Annotated in this window: 20 protein-coding genes; 10 read left to right on the top strand and 10 right to left on the bottom strand. The window is 67.0% G+C overall.

Annotated features, from left to right (window positions below):
* Positions 1 to 285: 285 nt before the first annotated feature.
* The 3 genes from VOI27_RS01985 (at position 286) to VOI27_RS01975 (ending at position 3494) form a co-directional block, all read left to right on the top strand.
* Positions 286 to 1296 (top strand): ABC transporter substrate-binding protein, encoded by a 1011-nt coding sequence (locus VOI27_RS01985; RefSeq protein WP_323763609.1) that lies wholly within the window; start codon positions 286 to 288, stop codon positions 1294 to 1296.
* Between the two features lie 129 nt (positions 1297 to 1425).
* Positions 1426 to 2232: an ABC transporter ATP-binding protein gene (locus VOI27_RS01980; RefSeq protein WP_323763608.1), complete on the top strand. Its 807-nt coding sequence runs from the start codon at positions 1426 to 1428 to the stop codon at positions 2230 to 2232.
* Positions 2229 to 3494, top strand: coding sequence for an ABC transporter permease (locus VOI27_RS01975; protein ID WP_323763607.1), 1266 nt, complete (start codon positions 2229 to 2231; stop codon positions 3492 to 3494). The genes VOI27_RS01980 and VOI27_RS01975 overlap by 4 nt, the downstream gene beginning before the upstream one ends.
* 217 nt (positions 3495 to 3711) lie before the next feature.
* Here VOI27_RS01975 and VOI27_RS01970 read toward each other — a convergent pair whose 3' ends face one another.
* On the bottom strand, positions 3712 to 5283 hold the full coding sequence (locus VOI27_RS01970) for a 2-isopropylmalate synthase (RefSeq protein ID WP_323763606.1): 1572 nt from the start codon (positions 5281 to 5283) through the stop codon (positions 3712 to 3714).
* Between the two features lie 248 nt (positions 5284 to 5531).
* On the opposite strand from VOI27_RS01970, the gene VOI27_RS01965 reads away from it, so the two are divergent.
* On the top strand, positions 5532 to 6215 hold the full coding sequence (locus VOI27_RS01965) for an SDR family NAD(P)-dependent oxidoreductase (RefSeq protein WP_416374627.1): 684 nt from the start codon (positions 5532 to 5534) through the stop codon (positions 6213 to 6215).
* Positions 6212 to 7738 carry a cryptochrome/photolyase family protein gene (locus VOI27_RS01960; protein WP_323763605.1) on the top strand — a complete coding sequence of 509 codons (1527 nt, stop codon included), beginning with the start codon at positions 6212 to 6214 and terminating at the stop codon, positions 7736 to 7738. Before VOI27_RS01965 ends, VOI27_RS01960 begins: the two co-directional genes overlap by 4 nt.
* A gap of 535 nt (positions 7739 to 8273) precedes the next feature.
* On the opposite strand, the gene VOI27_RS01955 is transcribed toward VOI27_RS01960, so the two are convergent.
* A complete protein-coding gene (locus VOI27_RS01955; RefSeq protein WP_323763604.1) occupies positions 8274 to 9731 on the bottom strand; it encodes a 2-isopropylmalate synthase in 1458 nt (485 codons plus the stop codon).
* A gap of 293 nt (positions 9732 to 10024) precedes the next feature.
* Here VOI27_RS01955 and VOI27_RS01950 point away from each other — a divergent pair, with 293 nt between their 5' ends.
* Complete coding sequence (locus tag VOI27_RS01950) at positions 10025 to 11683, top strand: NAD+ synthase (protein ID WP_323763603.1); 1659 nt, start codon at positions 10025 to 10027, stop codon at positions 11681 to 11683.
* Between the two features lie 40 nt (positions 11684 to 11723).
* On the opposite strand, the gene VOI27_RS01945 is transcribed toward VOI27_RS01950, so the two are convergent.
* From VOI27_RS01945 to VOI27_RS01935, 3 genes are read right to left on the bottom strand one after another with little or no spacing between them, the layout of a single operon-like run.
* Complete coding sequence (locus tag VOI27_RS01945; RefSeq protein WP_323763602.1) at positions 11724 to 12386, bottom strand: SGNH/GDSL hydrolase family protein; 663 nt, start codon at positions 12384 to 12386, stop codon at positions 11724 to 11726.
* A 27-nt stretch (positions 12387 to 12413) separates the two neighbouring features.
* Positions 12414 to 12800 (bottom strand): metallopeptidase family protein, encoded by a 387-nt coding sequence (locus VOI27_RS01940; protein ID WP_323763601.1) that lies wholly within the window; start codon positions 12798 to 12800, stop codon positions 12414 to 12416.
* On the bottom strand, positions 12797 to 13747 hold the full coding sequence (locus VOI27_RS01935) for a 1-phosphofructokinase family hexose kinase (protein ID WP_323763600.1): 951 nt from the start codon (positions 13745 to 13747) through the stop codon (positions 12797 to 12799). The genes VOI27_RS01940 and VOI27_RS01935 overlap by 4 nt, the downstream gene beginning before the upstream one ends.
* A 182-nt stretch (positions 13748 to 13929) precedes the next feature.
* Here VOI27_RS01935 and VOI27_RS01930 point away from each other — a divergent pair, with 182 nt between their 5' ends.
* Positions 13930 to 14481 carry a 2OG-Fe(II) oxygenase gene (locus VOI27_RS01930; protein ID WP_323763599.1) on the top strand — a complete coding sequence of 184 codons (552 nt, stop codon included), beginning with the start codon at positions 13930 to 13932 and terminating at the stop codon, positions 14479 to 14481.
* Positions 14482 to 14633: 152 nt separating this feature from the next.
* Here the strand turns inward: VOI27_RS01930 and VOI27_RS01925 are convergent, their stop codons facing one another.
* Complete coding sequence (locus VOI27_RS01925; RefSeq protein ID WP_323763598.1) at positions 14634 to 15554, bottom strand: MBL fold metallo-hydrolase; 921 nt, start codon at positions 15552 to 15554, stop codon at positions 14634 to 14636.
* Between the two features lie 103 nt (positions 15555 to 15657).
* Between VOI27_RS01925 and VOI27_RS01920 the strand changes: the two genes are divergently transcribed.
* The gene (locus tag VOI27_RS01920) at positions 15658 to 16092 is read left to right on the top strand and encodes a DUF1801 domain-containing protein (RefSeq protein WP_323763597.1); all 435 of its coding nucleotides are present in this window, start codon (positions 15658 to 15660) and stop codon (positions 16090 to 16092) included.
* A gap of 387 nt (positions 16093 to 16479) precedes the next feature.
* Complete coding sequence (gene gltX, locus VOI27_RS01915) at positions 16480 to 17805, top strand: glutamate--tRNA ligase (RefSeq protein ID WP_323763596.1); 1326 nt, start codon at positions 16480 to 16482, stop codon at positions 17803 to 17805.
* 90 nt (positions 17806 to 17895) lie between these two features.
* Here the strand turns inward: gltX and VOI27_RS01910 are convergent, their stop codons facing one another.
* Genes VOI27_RS01910 through VOI27_RS01900 form a run of 3 tightly spaced genes read right to left on the bottom strand, consistent with a single transcriptional unit; the run spans position 17896 to position 19577 of the window.
* Positions 17896 to 18234, bottom strand: coding sequence for a tRNA-binding protein (locus VOI27_RS01910; RefSeq protein ID WP_323763595.1), 339 nt, complete (start codon positions 18232 to 18234; stop codon positions 17896 to 17898).
* Positions 18227 to 19042, bottom strand: a complete 816-nt coding sequence (gene proC / locus VOI27_RS01905; RefSeq protein ID WP_323763594.1) for a pyrroline-5-carboxylate reductase — start codon at positions 19040 to 19042, stop codon at positions 18227 to 18229. Before proC ends, VOI27_RS01910 begins: the two co-directional genes overlap by 8 nt.
* A gap of 34 nt (positions 19043 to 19076) precedes the next feature.
* The gene (locus VOI27_RS01900) at positions 19077 to 19577 is read right to left on the bottom strand and encodes a YbjN domain-containing protein (RefSeq protein ID WP_323763593.1); all 501 of its coding nucleotides are present in this window, start codon (positions 19575 to 19577) and stop codon (positions 19077 to 19079) included.
* 320 nt (positions 19578 to 19897) lie between these two features.
* On the opposite strand from VOI27_RS01900, the gene VOI27_RS01895 reads away from it, so the two are divergent.
* Positions 19898 to 21046 (top strand): HWE histidine kinase domain-containing protein, encoded by a 1149-nt coding sequence (locus tag VOI27_RS01895; protein ID WP_323763592.1) that lies wholly within the window; start codon positions 19898 to 19900, stop codon positions 21044 to 21046.
* A gap of 43 nt (positions 21047 to 21089) precedes the next feature.
* Here VOI27_RS01895 and VOI27_RS01890 read toward each other — a convergent pair whose 3' ends face one another.
* Entirely contained in the window at positions 21090 to 22742 is a 1653-nt protein-coding gene (locus tag VOI27_RS01890; protein WP_323763591.1) for a BCCT family transporter, read from the bottom strand.
* Between the last annotated feature and the right edge of the window lie 153 nt (positions 22743 to 22895).

Here is a 22895-nt window from a genome sequence, read left to right as displayed (position 1 = left end):
GGCGGCGAAGGATAGGGCCACATCCGGCCTGCCTTTGAGTCCAGAGGAAAGCCGGCGCCGTCCGGAAACCGGGCGGTATGCGGTAAGGTGCTGGCAAGATTGCGGAAAAACGACAGGCGCTTGCCTGCAAGCCCTTTGGTATCTTTCGGCGCGCAAAGTTTTTCGTTGATCGCCGGAAGGATTTCCGCTCGGATTGACCCGACGTCCGGACCAACCGCGACGTGGCCGGGATGTCCGGCCGATCACATGCCCGAGAAGGGCAGGACCAACACGGGAGCACTCGACATGACGATCACACGACGGGTTCTGGGTACGGTGGCCGCAGCGGCGCTGATGGCCTCGGCGCAGGCCGGCTTTGCCGCCAGCCACAGCGACGGCATCACGGTGGGCTATTTCCTCGAATGGCCGATGCCGTTCCAGTATGCCAAGCAGGAAGGCATGTACGACGAGGCGCTGGGCATGCCGGTGAACTGGGTCAGCTTCGACACCGGCACCGCGATGTCGGCGGCGATGGCTTCTGGCGACGTGCATCTTTCGGTCAGCCAGGGCGTGCCGCCCTTCGTGGTGGCGACCTCGGCCGGGCAGGACCTGCAGATCCTCGACGTCGCGGTGACCTATTCCGAGAACGACAACTGCGTGGTCAAGGAAGAGCTCGAGATCGACCAGTCGAGCGCTGCCGAGCTGGAAGGCAAGAAGGTCGCCGTGCCGCTGGGCACCGCCGCGCATTACGGGTTCCTCAAGCAGATGAGCCATTTCGGCGTTGATGTGGCGTCGCTCGACGTGGTCGACATGGCGCCGCCGGACGGCGCCGCGGCGCTGGCGCAGGGCTCGGTCGACATGGCCTGCGGCTGGGGCGGTTCGCTGCGCCGGATGCTGGAACATGGCAATACGCTGATGACCGGCGCCGAGAAGGAAGAGCTGGGCATCCTGGTGTTCGACGTGACCTCGGGCCCGGCCTCCTGGGTGGCGGAGAATTCCGATACCGTGGCGGCGTTCCTCAAGGTCACGGCCGAGGCCAACGCGATGTGGGCCGACGAGGCCAACCGCGACAAGATGCTGCCGATGATCGCCAAGGACGCCGGCATGGACGAAGATGCGACGATGCAGACGATCTCGACCTTCGTCTTCCCGACGGTCGATGACCAGCTGGGCGAGAAATGGCTCGGCGGCGGCGCGCAGGAATTCATGAAGGGCGTGGCGGATGTCTTCGTCGAGGCCGGCTCGATTGATGGCGCGCTCGACAGCTATGAGGACGCGGTCAACACCGGGCCGCTGCAATCGGCCAGCGGCATGTAGGCCGGCGCGAAAAAAGACCGGGCCGCGTCTCGGTCCCTGACGGGCCCTCCTTGCGAGGACGTCCCGCCAGGGCCGAGGAGCGGCCTCACCAACAAGAGGCACAGGGGCAAAAGGGGCATCGGGGCAGCCATGTCGGGACTATTGATCGAAAATCTGTCGATGCGATTCGACCTGCCGAACGGCAGTCACGTGCAGGCACTCAAGGACGTGTCGCTCGACCTTGCCGAGGGCGAGCTGATGTCGGTGCTGGGGCCTTCGGGCTGCGGCAAGACCACGCTGCTCAATATCGTCGCCGGCTTTCTGGCGCCGACCTCGGGCAAGATCGAGCTGAACGGCCATGACGTCACCGGCCCGGACGCCGAGCGCGGCATGGTGTTCCAGCAGGGCGCGCTCTTCGAGTGGATGTCGGTGCGCGAGAACGTCAGCTTTGGGCCACGGATGAAGGGCCAGGGTGAAAAGGACTACGGCGCCGAGGTCGATCACCTGCTCAATGTCGTCGGGCTGCAGGATTTCAAGGAAAAGGCGATCTATGAGCTCTCCGGCGGCATGCAGCAGCGGGTCGCGCTGGCGCGGTGCCTGGCGAATGATCCCGACGTGATCTTGATGGACGAACCGCTGGGCGCGCTCGATGCGCTGACCCGCGAGAAGATGCAATCGCTGGTGCTGCGGCTCTGGAAGGAGACCGGTAAGACCATCATCCTGATCACCCATTCGGTCGAGGAAGCGCTGCTTCTGGGCGAGCGGCTCCTGGTGATGGCGCCGCGTCCGGGGCGCATCCACCGCGAGTACCGTCTGCCCTTTGCCGATCTCGGCGTCGGTCAGGACCTGCGAGAGGTCAAGAAACACCCTGAATTCGCCGAGCGGCGCGAGGAGATCCTTGGCATGATCTGGGACATGGAAGAGGAAATCATGGGCCGCGCGGAGGAAGAGGCATGATCATCCTGCTGCTCTACATCGCGATTTTCGTCGGCTCCTTCTTCTTGGTGCGGCTGATCGTCGACCAGACCGCCAAGGGCTACAGCGCCCGCAAGACCGTCACCTTCGGCGACGAGACCGCGGTCAACTCGAACCGGATCGCCAGCGTGGTCTCGGTCCTGACGATCTTCCTGCTCTGGGGCGCCTTCACCGGCTCCTCAATGCTGCCGCGGTTCCTGCATGCGCCGGGACCGTTCGAGGGGGTGGCCGAGTTCACCTATACGGCCGAGGCCGATGACGGCAGCCGCGACGACGCGACGATCACCGTGCTGGTGCACCCCGTGGGCGAGGATGCGGTGGCGCCGGAGGTTCCGCCGGGTGACGGCTGGGCCAAGAACGACGCCTTCACCATCGGCGCCTGGCGCTCCGGGCTCCTGCGGGTCGACCGCAACGATGAGAAGGGCCGGGACCAGGGCCACCGGGTGGTGGCGGTCAATGGCGAAGAGATCACTCCGGGCGGCGAAGTCCAGACCGGCTTTGGCCGGGTCGGGATGTCGCCCAAGGGCACGCTCAACTTCGAGCCGGCGAAAGGCTGGCAGATGGAGCCGATCTGGCTGCCACCGCCAGAGGCGGTGGTGGCACGGCTGGGCGAGATTGCCGGTGAGGGCTATCGCGACAGCACGCTCTGGGAGCACCTCGGCTTCTCGTTGTTCCGCGTGGTGGTGGGCTTTGCGCTGGGCGCGCTGGTGGGCATCCCGCTGGGCTATGCCATGGGTCTCTCGGGCTGGTTCCGCGGCTGGTTCGATCCGATCGTCGAGTTTATGCGGCCGGTGCCGCCACTGGCGCTGATCCCGCTGGTGATCATCTGGGCCGGCATCGGCGAGACCGGCAAGATCATCCTGCTGTTCCTTGCGGCCCTCTGGATCATGGCCATCGCCGCGCGCTCCGGCGTGTCGGGGGTGAACATCACCAAGGTGCACGCCGCCTATTCGCTGGGCGCGTCCAAGGCGCAGATCATGCGGCATGTGATCGTGCCCAATTCGCTGCCCGAAATCTTCACCGGGGCGCGGGTGGCGATGGGGGTCTGCTGGGGCACGGTGGTGGCGGCCGAGCTGGTCGCGGCGGAACAGGGTGCCGGCATGATGATCATGGTGGCCTCGAAGTTCCAGCTCACCGATATCGTGTTGATGGGGATCATCCTGATCGGCGTGATCGGCTTTGGCATCGACATGCTGATGCGCAAGGCCGAGCGGGTGCTGGTACCTTGGAAAGGGCGGTCCTGATCGCTGGCGTCGAAGAGGGGGCCAGCCCCCTTCGGCCCCGGGGGGCCTCACCCCCGGAGGTTTATTTGGCAAGATGAATGAAGGAGCGCGCTCCTGGCTTCATCTTGCCCCTCAACTCCGGGGGTCTGGGGGCTGGCCCCCAGTTGGTCGCGGGTCTGGGGGCTGGCCCCCCGGTTGGTCGACGCGCGCCAGGCGCGGCGACTCCACGCGGCTCGGCTCAGCCCAGTTCCTTGTAGCTGATCTCGCGCGCATCGGCACCGGGGCCCAGTTTCTCGCGCCGGGTCAGAAGCCGGTTGAGCGCCTGGATATAAGCCTTGACCGAGGCCACCACGGTATCGGTATCCGCCGACTGGCCGGTGGCGATCATGCCGTCCTCTTCCAGCCGCACCGAGACCGTCGCTTGCGCATCGGTGCCCTCTGTCACCGCATGCACCTGGTAGAGCTGCAGCTGCGCTGTGTTGGGATGGATCTCGCGCACCGCCCGGAAGGCGGCATCGACCGGGCCGTCGCCGTGACAGGTGGCGGAATGCTCGGCGCCGCCGATTTCCATCTCGATCGCCGCTTCCGCCGGGCCGCCGGTGCCGCAGACCACCTTGAGGTTGACCAGTTGCAACTGCTCCGCGTCGCCTTCGGTGGTGGCCGAGACCAGCGCCAGGATGTCGTCGTCGAAGACCTCCTTCTTGCGGTCGGCCAGCTCCTTGAACCGCACGAAGATGTCCTTGAGCTGGTTGTCGCCCACCTCGGTGCCGAGCTCCTTGAGCTTGGCGCGCAGCGCGGCGCGTCCCGAGTGCTTGCCGAGCGGCAGGGAGGTGCCCGAGAGGCCCACGTCCTCCGGGCGCATGATCTCGAAGGTCTCGGCGTTTTTCAGCATGCCGTCCTGGTGGATGCCGCTTTCGTGGGCAAAGGCGTTCTTGCCGACGATCGCCTTGTTGAACTGCACGTTGAAGCCCGAGACCGTGGCGACGCGCCGCGAGATATGCATGATCTTGCGGGTGTCGATGCCGGTCGAGAAGGGCATGATGTCGTGGCGCACCTTCATCGCCATCACCACCTCTTCGAGCGCGGTATTGCCGGCCCGTTCGCCCAGCCCGTTGATGGTGCATTCGATCTGCCGCGCCCCGGCCTCGACCGCGGCCAGCGAGTTCGCCGTCGCCATGCCGAGATCGTTGTGGCAGTGCGTCGCAAAGATCACCTCATCGGCGCCCGGCACCGTCTCGATCAGCCGTCGGATCAGCTCGGCGCTCTCGCGCGGCGCGGTATAGCCCACCGTGTCGGGGATGTTGACCGTGGTGGCGCCGGCCTTGATCGCGATCTCGATCACCCGGCAGAGGTAGTCCCACTCGGTGCGCGTCGCATCCATCGGCGACCATTGCACGTTGTCGGTCAGGTTGCGCGCGTGGCTCACCGTCTCGTGGATGCGCTCGGCCATCTCGTCCTGGGTGAGGTTCGGGATGGCGCGGTGCAGCGGCGAGGTGCCGATGAAGGTGTGGATGCGCGGCCGGGCGGCCTTTTTGACCGCCTCGAAGCAGCGGTCGATGTCGGGAAGTTGCGCGCGGGCGAGGCCGCAGATCACCGCCGATTTCGAGCGTTGGGCGATCTCCGAGACGGCGGCGAAATCGCCTTCCGAGGCAATGGGGAAGCCGGCCTCGATGATGTCGACCCCCATGTCGTCAAGCAGCTCGGCAATTTCGAGCTTTTCCGAATGGGTCATTGTCGCGCCGGGGCTCTGCTCGCCATCGCGAAGGGTCGTGTCAAAGATCAACACGCGGTTCTTGTCGTCTTGTGTCATGCTCTTGTCTCTTGAAAGATATTCTCCGGGGTTCGGGCGCGAACGGGCCTCCTCTGAGCGGTCGCGCCTGACGGCACGCTCAGAGGCGGGCTAGGAGAAGCAGGCCGAGCGACAGCGCCGCGCGGGGGGCGCGGGACAGGGTCGGGATATGGCCTTTGGTCAACATGGGGCGACTATACGCCGGTGGTCCCGAATGAAAAGTGCCTTTTTGCCGGGATTTGCGGCGCGGACGCGCTATTTTGGCCGGAATGGACAGACAACATGACATCAAGCGGGCGCTGGTGATCGGCGCCTCCGGCGGGATCGGCGGCGCGGTGGTGGCGGCGCTCGGGGCGCGCGGCGTGGAGGTGACCGGGCTGTCGCGCTCCGCAGATGGGCTCGACGTGACCGATGAGGCCGCGGTGGGGCGGCAACTGGGCGCGCTGGCGGGGCCGTTTGATCTGATCCTCGTCGCCACCGGCGCGCTGGAGATCGACGGTGCCGCGCCGGAAAAGACCATCCGCGACCTGACGCCCGGGGCGATGGCGGCGCAATTCGCGCTCAATGCCATCGGCCCGGCGATGGTGCTGAAACACGCGGTTCCCCTGCTGCCCAGGGACCGGCGGGCGGTGATCGCGGTGCTCTCGGCGCGGGTCGGTTCGATTGGCGACAACCGGCTGGGCGGCTGGTATGCCTACCGGGTCGCCAAGGCGGCGGTGAACCAGATGGTGCACAGCTTCGCCATCGAATTGGCACGCAGCCACCGGCAGGCGCTCTGCGTGGCGCTGCACCCCGGCACCGTGGCCACGGCCTTCACCGAAAAGTACCTCGGCCGGCATCCCGCGGTGCTCCCGGACGAGGCGGCGGAGAACCTGCTCGCGGTGATCGACGGTCTTGGTTCGGAGCAGACCGGCGGGTTTTACGACTGGGCCGGCAAGGCGGTGATCTGGTGAGCCGGCTGGTGCTGGTTCTGGGCGACCAGCTGAGCCCGGAAATCGCCGCGCTGAAGGTGGCGGACAAGGACCGCGACATCGTGGTGATGGCCGAGGTCACTGACGAGACCGGCTATGTGCCGCATCACCCCAAGAAGATCGCGCTGGTGCTGGCGGCGATGCGCAAGTTCGCCGCCCGCCTGCGCGATGACGGCTGGCAGGTGCGCTACAGCGAGTTGGATGACAGCGAGAACGCCGGCTCGATCGTCGGCGAACTTCTGCGCCGGTCCGAGGAGACCGGCGCCAGCGAGGTGCTGGCCACCGAGCCCGGCGAATGGCGGCTGATCACCGCCCTGCAGGAGGCGCCGATCCCGGTCAGCCTGCTCGAGGACGACCGCTTTCTGGCCTCGCACAAGGCGTTCGAGAGCTGGGCCGAGGGCCGCAAGAGCCTGCGGATGGAGTATTTCTACCGCGAGATGCGGCGCAAGACCGGCTATCTGATGGATGGTGACAAGCCTGAGGGCGGGCAATGGAACTACGACAAGGAGAACCGCAAGCCGCCGCCGGGCGAGGTGGGTTTTGGTGGGCCGATGGCCTTCACCCCGGATGCGACGGTCGAGGCGGTGCTCGACCTTGTCGAGGCACGCTTCAGCGACAACTTCGGCAGCCTCAGGCCGTTCACCCTTGCCACCGACCGCGGGCAGGCGCGCCGGGCCTTGGCGCATTTCATCAAGCACGCGCTGCCGAAGTTCGGCGATTACCAGGATGCAATGCTGAACGACGACCGGTTTCTCTATCACGCGCTGATCTCGCCGTACCTGAACATCGGGCTTCTGGACCTGCGCGAGGTCTGCGCGGCGGCGGAAGAGGCCTATCGCGCCGGCGATGCGCCGCTGAACGCGGTCGAAGGGTTCATCCGCCAGGTCATCGGCTGGCGCGAGTTCGTGCGTGGGGTCTATTTCCTTGAAGGGCCGGACTATCCGCGCAACAACAAGCTGAACCAGCAGCGGAAACTGCCCTGGCTCTACTGGGGCGGCGAGACGCGAATGACCTGTCTGGCCAAGACCGTGGAGCAGACCCGCGAGGAGGCCTATGCGCATCACATTCAGCGGCTGATGGTGACCGGCAATTTCGCGCTGCTGGCGGGGATCGACCCGGCCGAGGTGCACGAATGGTATCTCGCGGTCTACGCCGATGCCTATGAGTGGGTCGAGGCGCCCAATGTGGTGGGCATGAGCCAGTTTGCCGACGGCGGGCTGTTTGCTTCGAAACCCTATGTCTCGTCAGGGGCTTACATCGACCGGATGTCGGATTATTGCGGCTCTTGCGCCTATGACGTGAAGACCAAGCTGGGCGAGGGCGCCTGCCCGTTCAACCTGCTCTACTGGCATTTCCTCGATCGTCAGCGCGACCGGCTGGAGGGAAATGGCCGGATGGGCAACATGTACCGCACCTGGGACCGGATTGACGCGGGCAAACGGGCGCAAATTCTGGAGGAGGCGGAGGCGTTTCTGGAGCGGATGAGCGCCGGCGAGGTGGTGTGACACGGGCCGGGCAGGCGCGCGTGCGCCCCAGGTGGCGTGGGGTCTCTTGGCTGACGTAGAGGTCCCGGATCAGGTCCGGGACGCGGGCTCGTGTGGGGCTGACATCGCGCGGCGGTGGTCGCGATACAGCAGTGCGGCAGACTGTGAGGCGGTCAGTTGCGCGCCTGCCGCGTTGAGCGAATATGGCCCGCGCAGAGATCAGGTATTCATCGCGCCGCCTTCCGCGCGACCTAGACTTGATCCGGGGCCTCTTGGCTGACGGTGAGGTCCCGGATCAGGTCCGGGACGCGGGCTCGCGTGGGGCTGGCTTGGCGCGGCGGTGGTCGCGATACAGCAGTGCGGCAGACTGTGAGGCGGTCAGTTGCGCGCCTGCCGCGTTGAGCGAATATGGCCCGCGCAGAGATCAAGTATTCAGCGCGCCCCCTTCCGCGCGCCCCGGACTTGATCCGGGGCCTCTTGGCTGACGAGGAGGTCCCGGATCAGGTCCGGGACGTGGGGGCGCAGTGGGTGGCCGCCCGACCCCCGAACACCCCGCTCACTCCGCCGGGGCCGGCGCCTCTTCATCCTCGGCGCTCTCCTCGGCTGGCGTCTCGGGCTCGTCGGCCTGCACCAGCGCGCCGTTCTTCCACTCGCCAGAGGCCTCCTGGCCGGCGGCATAGCGCATGGTGCCCTCGCCTTGGCGCTTGCCGGCGACGAAAGTGCCCTCGTAGACATCGCCATTGGCATAGGTCGCCACGCCCTGGCCCGAGATCTCGCCGTTCTGCCAGTCGCCGATGTACTTGAACCCGTCGGGCATCGAGATCTCGCCCTCGCCGTGGCGCTGGCCGTCGCTGAACTGGCCGATATAGACCGTGCCGTCGGGATAGGTGGCGGTGCCCTTGCCGTGGCGGCGGCCGCGTTCCCACTCGCCCTCGTAGCGGTAGCCGTCGGCATAGGTCATCACGCCGAAGCCGTGGTTGCGGGCGTTCCTGAAGCCGCCCTCGTAGACCAGACCGTTGGGATAGGTGGCCTTTCCCTCGCCCTCGATCACCCCGTCGACCCACTGGCCCTCGTAGGTCGAGCCGTCGGGATAGGTGATATTGCCGATGCCATGCGCCAGATCGTTGCGGAACTCGCCGACGTAGATCGAGCCGTCGGGATAGGTGACGGTGCCGACCCCCTGGATCTTGCCGTCCTGCCAGTCGCCCTCGTAGCGATAGCCGTCCTCGCCGGTGAAGACGCCCTTGCCGTTGCGCTGGTCCTCGCGGAACTGGCCCTCGTAGACGTCGCCATTGGCATAGGTCACCCGGCCCTGGCCCGCGCGGCGGCCCTCGACCAGCTCGCCCTCGTAGACATCGCCGTTGGGCTGGATCAGCTTGCCGCTGCCGGAGATCTGGCCGGCGCGCCAGAGCCCCTCGTAGATCAGACCGTCGATCATCACCAGCTTGCCCTGGCCGTCGCGCAGCCCGTCCGAGACCCGGCCCTCGTAGGTGGAGCCATCGGGATAGGAGATCGTGGCATTGCCCTCCTTGACCCCATTGACCCAGTCGCCGTCATAGACATAGCCGCCGGGGCTGGTCATGATGCCGCGGCCGTGGTGCATGGCGTTGCGGAAACTGCCCTCGTAGCGCACGCCATTGGCGTAGATCGCCACCCCCTGACCGGTGATCTCGCCATCGGCCCAGGTGCCCTCGTAGGTGCCGCCGTCGGTAAAGGTGATCTTGCCGATGCCATGCGGCTTGCCCTTGGCGAACTCGCCCTCGTAGATCGAGCCGTTGGGAAAGCGCGCCACGCCGCGGCCCTTGATCTCGCCGGCGACCCACTGGCCGCGGTACTCATAGCCGTTGGGCAGCCGGTAGCTGCCCTCGCCATGCTGAAGCCCGTCCTGAAAGGTGCCCTCGTAGACCCCGCCATCGTCATATTGCTTGGTCAGCACATCGCCATCCTGCGACAGGGCCGGATAGGCGACGAGCAGTGCCAGCGTCACGCCTGCGATGCGGATGGTTTGCTTCATGTGCCCCAACTTGCCCCCGGATTGTGCTTTTCGAGGAAGGTAAAGGAGCGGGCCAGTGCAGACAATGCCTTTTGACCGCAGGCGATTGATCTGACGGGTTTCTTCACCTTTCGAGCCGGGGACGGCGGGTTTCTGCCGCGCGCCGGTCCCGGGGCGCGCCTGTCAGGGGACTGCCCGGCGCGCAGGCAGGACACCCTCCGGACGCCGCGGTTTTGCGACAGCCGGCGGCGGCGGGTCTTTTCCCTGCCGGTCGGTCCGGGTAAGGGAAGGGCGGGTTACCGAAAGGGCAGGACATGGCCGACACATTCCGCATCACGCTGGCGCAGCTCAACCCGATGGTGGGCGATATCGCCGGCAACGCGGCTCTGGCACGCGAGGCCTGGGAGGCGGGCAGGGCGGCCGGCGCCGATCTGGTGGCCTTTCCCGAGATGTTCATCGCCGGCTACAACGCCCAGGACCTGGTGATGAAGCCGGCCTTTCACACCACCGCGATCGAGGCGGTGCGGGCGCTGGCGCGCGACTGTGCCGAGGGTCCGGCGATCGCCATGGGCTGCCCCTGGGTCGAGGGGGCCGAGCTCTACAACGCCTACCTGATCTGCAAGGGCGGCGAGATCGTCGCCACCCAGCTCAAGCATCACTTGCCCAACGAGACGGTATTCGACGAAAAGCGCATCTTTGACAGCGGCCCGATGCAGGGGCCCTACGGCCTTGGCCCGCTCCGCATCGGCAGCCCGATCTGCGAGGATGCCTGGTTTCCCGATGTGGCCGAAACCCATGCCGAGACCGGCGCCGAGTTCCTGCTGGTGCCCAACGGCTCGCCCTATTACCGCGGCAAGTTCGACGTCCGGCTGAGCCACATGGTCGGCCGGGTGGTCGAGACCGGGCTGCCGCTGATCTATCTCAACTGCGTCGGCGGACAGGATGACCAGGTGTTCGACGGCGGCACCTTCGGCATCAACCCGCATGGCGAGATCGCCTTCCAGATGCCGGTGTTCGAGGCCGGGCTGGCGCATGTCGACCTTGACCGCACCGCCGAGGGCTGGCGCATCCGGCCCGGCGAGGTGGTGCAGCATCCCGGCGACTGGGAGCAGGATTACAACTGCATGGTGCTGGCGGTGCGCGACTACCTGCGCAAGACCGGCTTTTCCAAGGTGCTGCTGGGCCTCTCGGGGGGCGTCGACTCGGCGCTGGTGGCGGTGATCGCGGCGGATGCGCTGGGGCCCGAAAACGTGCGCTGCGTGATGCTGCCGTCGGAATACACCTCTCAGGGTTCGCTCGACGACGCCAGGGAGCTGGCCGAGCGGCTCGGCTGCCGCTACGACTACGTGCCGATTTCCGAGGGGCGGGCGGCGATCACCAACACGCTGGCGCCGCTGTTCGAGGGCACCGAGCCGGGGCTGACCGAGGAAAACATCCAGTCGCGGCTGCGCGGGCTGCTGCTGATGGCGATCTCTAACAAGTTCGGCGAGATGCTGCTGACCACCGGCAACAAATCCGAGGTGGCGGTGGGCTATGCCACGATCTATGGCGACATGGCCGGCGGCTACAACCCGATCAAGGATCTGTACAAGACCCGCGTCTTCGAGCAGTGCCGCTGGCGCAACGCCAACCACCGCGACTGGATGCAGGGGCCCGAGGGCGCGGTGATCCCGGTGTCGATCATCGAAAAACCGCCCTCGGCCGAGCTGCGCGACGATCAGAAGGACAGCGATTCGCTGCCCGACTACCCCGAGCTCGATGCCATCCTGACGATCCTCGTCGACGACGACGGCTCGGTCGAGGATTGCGTGGCGGCGGGCTTTGACCGGGCGACGGTGAAGAAGGTCGAGCACCTGCTCTACATCAGCGAGTACAAGCGCCACCAGTCGGCGCCGGGCACGCGGTTGAGCAAGCACGCCTTCTGGCTCGACCGCCGCTACCCGATCATCAACGGCTGGCGCGACCCCTCCTGACGCGGCCGCTTTTCCAGCCCTTGCGGCCTGTCATCGCGGATCATCGCCCGGCGAGGGCGCGGGCCAACTGGTTGGCGATGCGGGCGCCGCCCTTGGGCGTCGGATGCACCAGGTCGCGGGAATAGAGCGACAGATCGCGCGGGTCATAGACATCGCCCGCGTCGACGAAGCGCACCCAGGGCCGCAGGTCCGACGCGCGCTTCATCCGGATCTGGTAGTCTGCCAGCTCGTCGGTGCAGCCGGCAAACGGCCCGCCGCGCACCGACCCGGGATAGTAATCCATCCAGACCACCCGCGCCGCCCGGCTGCGCAGCAGATCAAGAAAGGCCGGCACTTCGCCTTGGCGCCCGTCCGGGCTGACCATCCGGCTCAGGGTCTGGTCGCAGCGCCGGCAGTCGCATTCGCGGGCCAGGTCGTTGGCGCCACCGTTGAGGATGATGATGTCCCATGGCCCGCCGGTCAGCTGCTGTCGGATCTCGCGTTGCAGCATCGAGCGGAAGTTGCCGGAATGCGAAAACGCCGCCCCCGGTGCGGCACGGTTGGTGACATCATAGCGCGGCAGGGTGCCAAGCAGCTGCGGGATCGAGTTGCCGCTGAGCTGGTTCCACCAGAGGATCGAGTCGCCGATCACCAGCACCCGCTCCTGCGCGCCGGCCAGAACCGGCTGAAGAACAAAGGCCAAAAGCACCAGGAACCGCGTCATGTCTCACCTCGCATCAAGGGGAGCCGCTCACTCCCACCATCTGTCAACTAAGGCGATGTCGTCGTCGGACCAGCCGAAATGATGCGCAAGCTCGTGCACCAGCACGTGGCGGACCAGATCAGCCAGGTCGATATCGCCCCGGTCACGCCACTCCGCGAGGATCGGTTCGCGGAACAGCCAGATCATGTCCGGTGTCAGCGGCTGGTCCAAGCTCGACTTCTCGGTCAGCGGGATGCCTTCGTAAAGCCCGGTGAGGTCGAGCGGATGATCGATGTCCAGCGCCTCGAGCATCTCGTCAGACGGCCAGTCGACAACCTGGATGATGACCGCCCGCGCGGCCGCGGCAAACGGATCGGGCAGGGCGTCGATCGCCTCTGCCGCCAGGTGTTCGAAGCCCTCGGCGTCGGGGGTCACAGCCGGGTGAGCGTGGCGTCCGGCAACAGCCGGTCGACGGTGGCCTTTTCGCAAAGCCGGGTGCCCAGCGTCATGCAGGCCGCGCCGGCGGCGACCACGCCCACCTTGAGGCAGTCCTCCACCGGCTCGCCCCGCGCCAGCGCCAGGGCAAAGGCGCCGACAAAGCTGTCGCCGGCGCCGACCTTGCTGACCACTTCGATCTTCGGCCCCACCGCGTGCCAAGACCCCTCGGCGTTCGACAGAACCGAGCCATCGGCGCCCCGCGCCACGATGATGTTTTTCGCCACGCCGCGCTCGACAAGGCTTTGGGCAAAGGCGGCGCTGTCCTCGCGGGTGGGCAGGGGGCGGTCGGCCAGCTCTTCGGCTTCGGGTCCATCCATGCGCAGGGCAAAGATGGTCTCATGCGGCTCGCGCGCCAGCTGAAACAGCGCCGGACCAGACGTGTCGACGATGATCTGCGCGCCGCGGCCCTTGATATGGGCCGCCAGGATCGACGGAAACTCCTTGGCCACGCCGGGCGGCTGCGAGCCCGAGAGCACCACCAGCGTATTGTCCGCCGCCGCCTGATCGATGCTGCGCAGGCCCCGGGCGACGTCTTCCTCGCCCCAGGCGTCGCCTGGCAGCACGAAGCGGTATTGCTGATTGTCGGATTGGTCGGTGACCGAAAAGCTGGTCCGGGTCTCGCCCGGCCCCTGAAAAGCCACCGTCGGCACCCCCTCGAGCGCCAGCAGCTGCAGGAGCTGCGCGCCGGTGGCGCCACCGATGGCGATCAGCGCGGTGGCATGGCCACCCAGCATCTGCACCGCGCGGGCGACGTTGATGCCGCCACCGCCGGGGTCGATCGAGGGATCGGTGCAGCGCAGCTTGTGCTCGGGATAGACCCGCGGCGCCGAGGTGGCGAAATCGACCGCCGGGTTGAGGGTGATGGTCAGGATATTGGTCTGCATCTGGGTTCCGATATGCGCGCGGCTCGCCGCAGTTAGCGCTCACAGTCTCACTCTCCGCCGCTGTTTTCCAGCCCTGGCAGTGCAGATTTCTGTCGTTTTCCACCCGCGGCGTCGCTATTCGCCGCGCGGAGGGGGGCGTTTCCGGGCATGGCACCGGCTGAGCCGCCAACCGGAACCCCCAGATGATCGCAGTCCACCAGGTGGCCGGCGCCTTCTCGCCCGCCGAATGCCACGACATCGTGACCCTTGCCGCCGCCTCCGAGGCCCGCGATGCACGTCTCGTCGGGCAATTGCGCGACCACAATCTGCGGCGCGCCGATCTGGTCTGGCTCGATGGGGTGGCGGGCGCTGACTGGGTGATGGACCGGGTCATCGACCTTGTGCGCGGGGCAAACCGCGATGTGTTCGGCTTCGACCTGCAGGATTTCTCGGAAAGCGCCCAGGTGGCGCGCTATGGCGCCGAGCGCGAAGGACATTTCGACTGGCATGCCGATATCGGTGACGGCCCGCTGGCGGCCCGGCGCAAGCTGACCATGGTGGTGCAACTGGCCGGCGGCGCGGCCTATGACGGCGGCGCGCTCGAGGTCATGCGCTCGGCCAACGTGGTGGTGGCGAACCGCGCATGCGGCACGGCGACGCTGTTTCCCTCTTTCCTGCTGCACCGGGTCACCCCGGTCACCCGCGGCGCGCGGCAGTCCCTGACCATCTGGGCCCATGGCCCGGCCTTCCGCTGAGCGAAGACCGGGGCCGCAGACGGGCCTTTCCTGGCTGGGGTCCGGCAAAACAGCCTGACCCCACCCCCTGCCACTCCGATCCGCCTTCTTCTGTTCACAAATACCCTCGGGGGAGTCCGGCTCTGCCGGGCGGGGGCAGAGCCCCCGTTTCGTCACAGCATCAACTGATAGGACATTGGCGTGTAGTGATAGCCGCCATCGCGCGCCTCGACGTAGCCGATTGCGGGGAAGGGCATGTGATAGCCGATGAAGGGCAGCCTGTCGGCGGCCATCATGTCCAGAAGCTCCTTGCGGGTGGCGGCGGCGGCGGATTTGTCCATGTCGAACTTCACTTCCCACTCGGGGTGGGCCAGCGACCAGACGTAGTGATTGGCGAAATCGGCCCCGATGATCAGGTTCTGGCCGCCGCTTTCCAGCCGATAGGCCATGTGGCCGGGCGTATGGCCGAAGGCTTCGACCGCCTCGATTCCAGAGGCGACGCTGTCACCGCCGGAAAGCATCTCCATCTGCTCGGCCAGCGGCCGCACCTTGGCCTCGAAGCCATCGTTGCCGGCGTTTGACCAATAGTCGAATTCGGTGGCACCGGTGACGTAGCGGGCGTTGGCGAAGGTCGTCCCGGCCTCGCCGGCCAGCCCGCCGATGTGGTCGCCGTGCATGTGGGTCAGCACCACCACGTCGATGTCACCGGGCGCATGGCCGGCGGCCTCGAGCGCGGCGGTGATGCCCTCGGGGTTGAGCCCGGTGTCAAAAAGCACCAGCTCGGACCCGGTGTTGACCAGCGTCGGCGTGAAGAAGAACTGCGCCTTGTCGGTCGGGATATGCGCTTGCTGCGAGGCCGCGGCGAATTCCTCCTCGCTGGCGTTTAGACCGAAGATGGTCTGCGGGTCCGGCACGGTGCGGGTGCCGGCAAGCAGCGTCGTCACCTCGAAGTCGCCCAGCTTCACCCGGCGGTAATCGGTGGTGTTGATGCCCTGTTGCGCGGCCTGCGCCTGAACGCCAGAGACCGCGAGTCCGGCAAGCGGTGTCGCGGCGGCTGAGGCCAGAAGGCCCCGACGGGTCAGTTTCGGTGTCATGCAATTTTCTCCCTGCAATGTGCGGACAAAGGTAACACGCTGTGACAGGGTTACCCTGTCGCTCACAATTTCGTGACGGCGGGGGTCCGCGAGGAGAGACCGGATGGCACAGTCAGACAACAAGACCCAACCCACCGGCGCTTCGGTGGCGGAGTTTCTGGCCGGGGTGACGCCGGTACGGCGGCGGGCGGACGCGCAGGCGCTTGATACGCTCTTCCGCGAGGTGACGGGCTTCGCGCCGCAGATGTGGGGCGAGAGCATCATCGGCTACGGGCGCTACCACTATCGCTATGCCAGCGGCCGGGAGGGCGACTTTCTGGCGACCGGGTTTTCCCCCCGCAAGGCCAGCCTGTCGATCTACATCATGCCGGGCTATGCCAATTTCGCCGATCTGCTGGACCGGCTGGGCAAGCACAAGACCGGGGTCTCCTGTCTCTATGTCAACAAGCTGGCGGATATCGACCTCGCGGTGCTGTCCGAGCTGATCCGTGCCGGGCTGCGGGATCTGCAGGGCCACTGGCCGGTGGCGCCGACCTGAGCGGGCCGAGACAGGGCCGCGGCCCGGCCTTGCGCCGGGGCCTCCTGGCGAGAGAGGGCGCGGACCGCACGGCGCGCGTGTGGCGGGCGGTGAGGCCCCGGCGCGAGGCCGGGCCGCGGGGTTGGGGCCGGGGCGCGGTCTTGGTTGGCGTCGGGGCTGGAGGTGAGGGAGAGGCCCCGGATCAGGTCCGGGGCGCGGGGGGGGTGCGGGCGGGTCGCATCAGGTCCGCGTCGGGGTTGGTGCGCGGCGACCGGGCGAGCTGGATCAGGTCGGGGGCGCCGGGGCCGGGAGGGTCCGGCGCAGGACCGAAGCGCCGTGTCGGGCTGGCGGGAAAGCTGGACAAGAGCGGCGGATCATGGGAAAGGCTCGGGCCAACAGGAGACCCCCATGACCACCACCCGTTTTGCCCCGTCGCCCACCGGCTATATCCACATCGGCAACCTGCGCACCGCGCTGTTCAACTGGCTGATCGCGCGCAAGGCTGGCGGCACCTTCATCCTGCGCATCGACGACACCGATCCGGAGCGGTCGAAAGAGGACTACGTCGACGCCATCAAGCAAGACCTCGAATGGCTTGGTCTGACATGGGACCGGGTGGAACGGCAATCCGAACGGCTTGAGCGCTATCAGGCCGCCGCCGAGACGCTGCGCGACAAGGGACGGTTCTACGAGGCCTTCGAGACCCCCACCGAGCTCGACCTCAAGCGCAAGAAGCAGCTCAATATGGGCCGCCCGCCGGTCTATGACCGCGCCGCGCTGGCGCTGTCTGACGCCGATAAGGCAAAACTGCGCGAGGAGCGCGGCCCCGGCGTCTGGCGCTTCAAGCTCGACCAGCAGCGGATCGAGTGGCGCGACGGCATCCTCGGCGACATCTCGATCGACGCGGCCTCGGTCTCGGACCCGGTGCTGATCCGCGCCGACGGCCAGATGCTCTATACCCTGGCCTCGGTGGTCGATGACACCGAAATGGGCGTGACCCATGTGGTGCGCGGCTCCGACCACGTCACCAATACCGCCACCCAGATCCAGATCATCGAGGCGCTGGGCGGCACCGCGCCTGCCTTTGCCCACCATTCGCTGCTCACCGGGCCGCAGGGCGAGGCGCTGTCGAAACGCCTGGGCACCCTGTCGCTGCGCGACCTGCGCGCGCGCGGGGTCGAGCCGATGGCGCTTCTGAGCCTGATGGCGCGGCTGGGTTCCTCCGACCCGGTCGAGTTGCGCACCGACATGGCGGCGCTGATCGAGGGCTTCGAACTGACGAAATTCGGCTCGGCCCCCACCAAGTTCGACGAGCAGGACCTCTATCCGTTGACCGGCCGCTTCCTGCAGACCCTGAGCTTTGCCGACGTGGCCGCGGACATCCGCGCGCTGGGCGTGCCGGACGATCAGGCCGAACGGTTCTGGATGGTGACCCGCGAGAACATCTCGACCAAGAGCGAGCTCAAGGCCTGGTGGGAGATGTTCCGCGACGGCGCCGAGCCGGTGATTGCCAAGGAGGACGCGGCGTTCGTGGCCGAGGCGATGGCGTTGCTGCCGGCGGGTCCGTTCGATGGCGAGACCTGGGGCCGCTGGACCGGCGAGGTCAAATCCGCCACCGGACGCAAGGGGCGGGGGCTGTTCATGCCGCTGAGGAAGGCGCTGACCGGCATGGAGCGCGGGCCGGACATGTCCGACGTGATGCCGCTCCTGCAGGTGGTCAAGGCGCGGGGCTGAGGCGGCAGAGGGGGCTCTGCCCCCGTCGCCTGCGGCGACCCCCCCGAGGGTATTTTTGAACAGAAGAAGCAAGGGGCGCGATGTGCGCCCTCAGTGCATCCGTGCGCCGTTGGCGACCGGTTGGTCGGGGGCCAGAAGGACGACGCCGCCGGCGGCGTCGCTGAGGCCAAGGGTCAGAACCTCTGACATGAAGGGGCCGATCTGGCGCGGTGGAAAGTTGACCACCGCCATCACCTGTCGGCCGATCAGGCTGTCGGGCGTGTAATGGTCGGTGATCTGGGCCGAGGTCTTCTTCTCGCCGATCTCGGGGCCGAAATCGATCCAGAGCTTGAGCGCGGGTTTGCGCGCCTCCGGGAAGGGTTCGGCGCGCAGGATGGTGCCGGCGCGGATGTCGACCTTGAGGAAATCGTCGAAGCTGATCTCAGCCATTGCTGAGCTCCTTCGAGCGCTCGGTCGCGGCCCTGACCGCGCGGTTCAGCAGCGGCCCGAAGCCGGTCTCGGCATCCATCAGCACCTCGAGCGCGGCTTGCGTCGTGCCATTCGGCGAGGTGACATTCCTGCGCAGCTGGGCCGGGCTGTCCTCGGCGGTCTCGGCCAGCACGCCGGCGCCGCCGACGGTGGCGCGCGCCAGTTGCATCGCCAGCCCGGCGGGCAGGCCCTGGGCTTCGCCGGCGGCGGCCAGGGTCTCGATCAGGTGGAAGACATAGGCCGGGCCGGAGCCGGAGACGCCGGTGACCGCGTCCATCTGGCCCTCGTCCTCAAGCCGCACGGTCTGGCCCACCGCCTGCAGCAGGCTTTCGGCCAGCGCCATGTGCTCCTCAGAGACCCGGGCATTGCCGATCAGCGCGGTGATGCCGCGGCCGACGGCGGCGGGGGTGTTGGGCATGGCGCGGATGATCGGGCTTTCGGTGCCCAGCACCGCCTCGAAGCGCGCCAGGGTGACGCCGGCGGCGACCGAGAGAAACAGCGTTTCGCCGCTGGCCATGGATTGGATCGCGGGCAGGGCATCGCCCATCATCTGCGGCTTGACGGCGATCAGCACGATGGCGGGTGAGGCCGGCAACTCGGCGTTGAGACTGACGCCGGTGGCCTGCAGCCAGTCGGACGGGGCGGGATCGATCACATGCACCGATGTGGCGGGCAGACCGTCACTCAGCCAGCCCTGCAGCATGGCCGAGCCCATCTTGCCGCAGCCCAATAGCACGAGGCCGCGACGGGCCAGATCGTTCGAGGTCATCGCCCCCTCCTGTCCTTGCATTCGGGGGCGAGTGTTACGCGCGGCCGTAGGCCTCTGCAATGGCAACCTGCAGCGCTTCTTTCGGGCTGCGATCGCCCCAGACCACGAGCTGCAGCGCCGGGTAGTAGCGCTCGGCGCTGGTCACCGCGGCGCTGATCATCGTGTCGATCTGTTCCGGGCTCGCGACCTGTCCGCCGGCCAGGACCAGCCCGTAGCGATAGACCATCAGCTGGTTCTCGCCCCACCAGGTGAAGGCGCCGGCCCAGCATTGGTCGTTGATCGCATTGATCGCCTCGCAGAGCTGCGGGGTCTTCTCCTCCGGCGGCTCCATCTCGAAGCTGCAGATCAGCCGCAGCGTCTCGTCATAGGCGGACCAGGCCAGGGTGATCGAATAGGTGCGCCACTGGCCCTCGACGGCCATGGCGATCTGGTCGTCGTGGATGCGGTCGAAGTCCCAATCGTTGTGGTCGGCGATATGCTCGACGATGTCGATCGGGTGGAGATCGTCCTCCAGGTACTGCTCGGAAAGTGCCATGCGCCACCTCTTTGTTTTGATAGCGCGAGGGGGTGGCAGCGCCCCAAGCGCTAGGTGCCTGCTCTAGGGGCGGTGGGCGTATCCGCTGCCCCTACCTGATATGGTGACGGTCGGCCCCTCTCAAGTAAAGCGATATTTCGGTGACCCCCTCAATAAGTTGTGGATGGAATGGTGCAGAGCACTAAACTTTTGCACAGGCTTCCGGGTCTGCCCCCAGCGGGCCCCGGGGGCAAAAAGGGGATGCGCCGGCGATTGCGGCAGGGTAGGGTCGGTCTGGCCCACGCCGGCGGGGTTCATCATGGAAGGGGCCAACCGGCGCAATGACCAAGGACCGCGAGTTTCCGACCGAAGAGACCCCTGCGCATCGAGCAAGGCTGGTCGATCCGAACCGACTGGCGGCGCTTGCCCGCACCCGGCTGATGGACAGCGAGACCGAGGCGGTGTTCGACCGCACGGTGCGCATCGCCACCGAGGCGATCGGTGTGCCGGTGGGGTTGTTGTCGCTGGTCGACGGCCAGCGGCAGTTCTTCAAGGCGCAGATCGGTCTGCCGGAGGAGACGGCCCGCGCCCGGCAGACGCCGCTGTCGCATTCCTTTTGCCAATATGTCGTCAGCCTCGACACGCCGCTGACCGTCACGGATGCCCGCGAGCATCCGCTGTTGCGCGAGAACATGGCGATCGAGGATCTCGACGTGATTGCCTATGCCGGCGTGCCGGTGCATGCGCCGGATGGTCAGCCCCTGGGATCATTCTGTGCCATCGACAGCCAGCCGCGTGAGTGGACCGCGCGCGAGCTGCGCATCCTGACCGGGCTGTCAGAGCTGCTCGAGGCCGAGTTCAGGCTGCGCCATGAGGTGCAGATGCGCCAGATGCTGGCCGAGGAACTGCATCATCGGGTCAAGAACCTGTTCACCATCACCGGTGGCATGATCACCATGACCGCCCGCATGACAGAGACCAAGGACGAAATGACCACCGCCCTGCAGGGCCGGCTGGCGGCGCTGTCACAGGCGCATGACATCATCCGCCCGGCCATCACCGGCGAGGCGGTGAGCAGCGGCGACGCGGTGGTCTCGACGCTTCTGGCGACGCTGATCGAGCCGCATGTTGTGCCCGGCGGCAATCACATGACGCTCGACGGGCCGAACCTGATCCTCGGCGCCTCCTGTGCCACCCAGCTGGCGCTGGTGGTGCATGAGCTGGCGACCAATGCGGCGAAGTACGGCGCGCTCTCGGTGCCCGAGGGGCGGCTGAGCATCGTGTGGCGGGAAGACGCCGGCCAGTTCCGGCTGAGCTGGCGCGAAACCGGTGGCCCAGCGAGCGAGTGGCCGCCACAGCGGCAGGGTTTTGGCAGCAGGCTGATCTCGATGACGGTGACAGGCCAGTTGCGCGGCACGCTGAAGAGCGACTGGCTGGCGGACGGTCCGCACCACGAGATCGCGATTCCGATGGAGGAACTGGCGCGGTAGGCGAGGCCCCGGTCTGCACCGGGGCCCGCAGTCATGCTGGCGGTCAGCCGCGCGGTTCGGAGCGCAGGCCCTTGACGATGGCGACGCAGATCATCAGCAGGATCACCGTGAACGGCAGACCGGTCGAGATCACCATCGCCTGCAGCGAGACCAGCCCGCCGCCGAGCAGCAGGGCAATGGCCACGAGGCCTTCGAAGGTGCACCAGAACACCCGCTGCGGCATCGGTGCGTCGACCTTGCCGCCGGCGGTGATGGTGTCGATCACCAGCGAGCCCGAGTCCGACGAGGTTACGAAGAACACGATCACGAGGATGATGCCGATGGTCGAGGTGATCGCCGCGAAGGGCAGGCCTTCGAGCATGGCAAAGAGCGACAGAGGTGGGTTGTAGCTGTCGATCACCTGCGCCTTGACCGCGCTGGCGGCGGGGTCTGCGATCACCTGTTCGATTGCCGCGCCACCGAAGACCGCCATCCACAGCAGGCAGACAAACGACGGGATGATCAGCACGCAGGTCACGAATTCGCGCACCGTGCGGCCGCGGCTGACCCGGGCGATGAACATGCCGACGAAGGGTGACCAGGAAATCCACCACGCCCAGTAGAAGGCGGTCCAGCCCTGCATGTAGCCGGTGTCTTCACGGCCGTGCGGGTTCGACAGCGGGATGACCTCCTGGAAATAGGCCAGGATGCCGCGGCCGAACTCGGTCAGGATGGTGCCGGCCCCGGCCGCCACGAGGACGAAGAGCAAGAGCAGCAGGGCGATCACCATGTTGATCTCGGACAGCACCTTGACGCCGCCGTCAAGACCGCGAAGCACCGAGATCAGCGCAACCGCGGTGATCGCCACGATCAGCACCACCTGTACCGTCACGCTCATCGGCACGCCGTAGACGTATTCCAGCCCGGCGTTGGCCTGTTGCGCGCCGAAGCCCAGCGAGGTGGCGAGGCCAAAGAGGGTGGCAAACACCGCGAGGGTGTCGATGACATGGCCGGTCCAGCCCCAGACCCGTTCACCGAAGATCGGGTAGAAGGCCGAGCGGATGGTCAGCGGCAGCCCCTTGTTGTAGGTGAAAAGCGCCAGCGCCAGCGCCACCACGGCATAGATCGCCCAAGGGTGCAGCGCCCAGTGATAGGAGGTCGCGGCCAGCGCCATGCGGCGCGCCTCGGCCACATTGGCCTCGATCAGCGTGCCATCCTCGGCAAACGGGCGCACCACGCCCAGCGGCTCGTCGCCCCAGGGGGTGCCGAAGTAATAGACCGGTTCCAGCACACCGAAGAACATCAGCCCGATGCCCATGCCGGCGGCAAACAGCATGGCGAACCAGCCGGGGTAGCCGTAGTCGGGGGTGGCATCCTGCCCGCCCAGCCGCACCGAGCCCCAGGGCGAAACGATCAGGAACAGGCAGAACAGCACGAAGATATTGGCCGACCAGAGGAAGAACCAGTCGAAGTTGGAGGTCAGCGCCGGGCGCAGCCAGCCGAAGAACTCTTCGGCCTGGGCGGGTGCCAGCAGCGCGTAGGCCACGAAGGCGACGATCGAGAGGCCCGAGATCAGGAAGACGGGATTGTGGATATCGAGGCCGATCGGGCCGACGCTGGTCTCGATATTGTCCTGTCCGACCTCGTAGTCGGTGTCGATGACATTCGCCGCGCCCTCCGGCGCGGGAATGCCCTGATCGGTGGTGGTGTCTGTCATTGCATGATGTCCTTGCCCTATGGGTTCTTTCATCAGTCTGCGTCGGGTGCCGGCACCGGGAAGGCGGCCGGGCGTTCAAGCGAAACAGGCCGGGGGAAGCCCGGCCTTGGCGCGCAGGCGGGGGCCTGCGGATCACTCAGAGATGCACGGCCC

The organism is Marinovum sp., from assembly GCF_034669705.1.
Classification (GTDB): domain Bacteria; phylum Pseudomonadota; class Alphaproteobacteria; order Rhodobacterales; family Rhodobacteraceae; genus Marinovum.
The sequence above is the reverse complement of the archived record's forward strand: the minus strand, read 5'-3'. Positions and strand labels throughout refer to the sequence as shown.